Origin of the sequence: Rhizobium nepotum 39/7 (assembly GCF_000949865.1) — a bacterium.
In the GTDB taxonomy this organism is placed as follows: Bacteria; Pseudomonadota; Alphaproteobacteria; order Rhizobiales; family Rhizobiaceae; genus Agrobacterium; species Agrobacterium nepotum.
This window is the reverse complement of the sequence record NZ_JWJH01000065.1, coordinates 1-1,746: the sequence shown is the minus strand read 5'-3', so window position 1 is coordinate 1,746 and position 1,746 is coordinate 1. Positions and strand designations below refer to the sequence as shown.

Here is a 1,746-nt window from a genome sequence, read left to right as displayed (position 1 = left end):
CAGCCGGTGCGTAGCGTCTACAAAAGGCCGCGCGGCACGCTGAGCTGGCAGCAAGTCGTCATCTCTCTTCAGAGCCTGCTCTTGCGAACGCCTTTCTATGTCGGTGGGCGCACGGCACTGGAGCTACAGGGCTTTGCGCATTACCTCTCGCACGAGACGAAGACCATTCATCTCTACGGGCCGGAAAAGCCGCCGACATGGTTGGACAAGCTGAACCTTCCTCAGCGCTTTGTCTATCACAACAGCGCGACCCTCTTCCGTAATGATCCCACAACAAAGGGGCTTGGCAGCCTTGCCTGGAATATCACGGACGGAACAGGCCGCGATCTCACCCGTTTTCAGGGCGGTAGCCTGACCTCGCTTGCGTGGGGGCAATGGGATTGGCCATTGACGCTTTCCCAGCCTGAGCGCGCCTATCTCGAAATGCTCGATGAATTGCCGCGCCATGAAAGTTTCCATCAGGCCGACATGATCATGCAGAGTGCTGCAAATTTCAGCCCAAGGCGGCTGCAAAAGTTGCTGGTGGACTGTGACAGCGTCAAGGTGAAACGCCTGTTCTTCCTCTTCGCGGATCGTCACCGTCATGCGTGGCTCAAGCGTCTGGACAAGGATGCGATCGATCTGGGCAAGGGCAAACGCATGCTTGTTCCCGGAGGCAGGCTCGATCCGGTCTATCTGATAACCGTGCCGGAGGACCTTGATGCCGTTTCGTGACCAGTACCAGGCCCAGGTTCGGCTCCTTATGCGCCTTCTTCCCATTGTGGCGCGCGAAGCCTGTTTTGCTCTCAAGGGCGGAACGGCGATCAACCTCTTTGTTCGCAACCTACCGCGCCTCTCGGTCGATATCGATCTGATGTATCTGCCGGTACATGACAGGCCGGAGGCTTTGGCTGGGATTGATGCCTCCATGAAGCGCATCAAGGCGGCAGCTCTGGCGGAGCTGCCCGGCGCTCGCGTCACCGAAAACATCCACGACGGCGCCATCCTTCGTCTTCTCGTGATTGCGGAGGGCACGCAGGTCAAGATCGAAGTCTCGCCCGTATTGCGTGGCGTGGTTCATGAACCTTCCACCATTCCTGTCACCGAGGTGGTCGAAGAGGCATTCGGCTTTGCGGAAACCAGCGTTGTTTCCTTCGAAGACCTGTTTGCGGGCAAGCTGGTTGCAGCACTGGACCGGCAGCACCCGCGCGATCTCTTCGACGTGCAAGGTCTGCTCGCCCATGAAGGGCTGAGCGACGACCTCCGCGAAGCGTTCATCGTCTATCTGCTCAGTCACAACCGCCCTATGGGCGAGGTGCTATCAGGCCGCGTCAAGGACCTCGCAAACGAATACAGCAATGGCTTCGAAGGCATGACCGAGGAGACTGTCGCAATCGATGAACTGGTCCAAACCCAGCATGAAATGATCGAGATGCTGATCGGCGGCATGCCGGATCATCACCGTGAATTTTTGATCGGCTTCGAGCGCGGAGAACCGGACTGGTCCTTGCTGAAGATTGGTCACGTTGCTGAGCTTCCGGCCATCCGCTGGCGGCAGTATAATCTCGACAAACTCAAGCCGGACCAACGCTCACCCCTGATCGAATTGCTGCGAACTTCCCTCGAACGGCGTGCATAGAAACACCCGCTCTCTCGGCTTTGAACACGGGCAGAGGTGGCTCGGTTTGATTGAACAGTTTCGGGCGTTTCGCTAAGTGGATTCAGTTGCTGGCCGCATCAGAATGTTGACCGTTTTCCTCTGTAGGT

Annotated in this window: 2 protein-coding genes; both read left to right on the top strand. The window is 57.7% G+C overall.

Annotation, left to right across the window (positions count from 1 at the left end; all coding sequences use genetic code 11):
- A partial coding sequence (locus RS75_RS24895; protein ID WP_045025278.1) for a type IV toxin-antitoxin system AbiEi family antitoxin domain-containing protein occupies positions 1-714 on the top strand: 714 nt, incomplete at its 5' end.
- Positions 701-1,618, top strand: a complete 918-nt coding sequence (locus RS75_RS24890; protein WP_045025277.1) for a nucleotidyl transferase AbiEii/AbiGii toxin family protein — start codon at positions 701-703, stop codon at positions 1,616-1,618. The genes RS75_RS24895 and RS75_RS24890, both read left to right, overlap by 14 nt.
- The last annotated feature ends 128 nt before the right edge of the window (positions 1,619-1,746 follow it).

Bases quoted from the DNA above. Each gene is read 5' to 3' on its own strand.
- RS75_RS24890 (WP_045025277.1), top strand. From the start codon at position 701: ATGCCGTTTCGTGACCAGTACCAGGCCCAGGTTCGGCTCCTTATGCGC.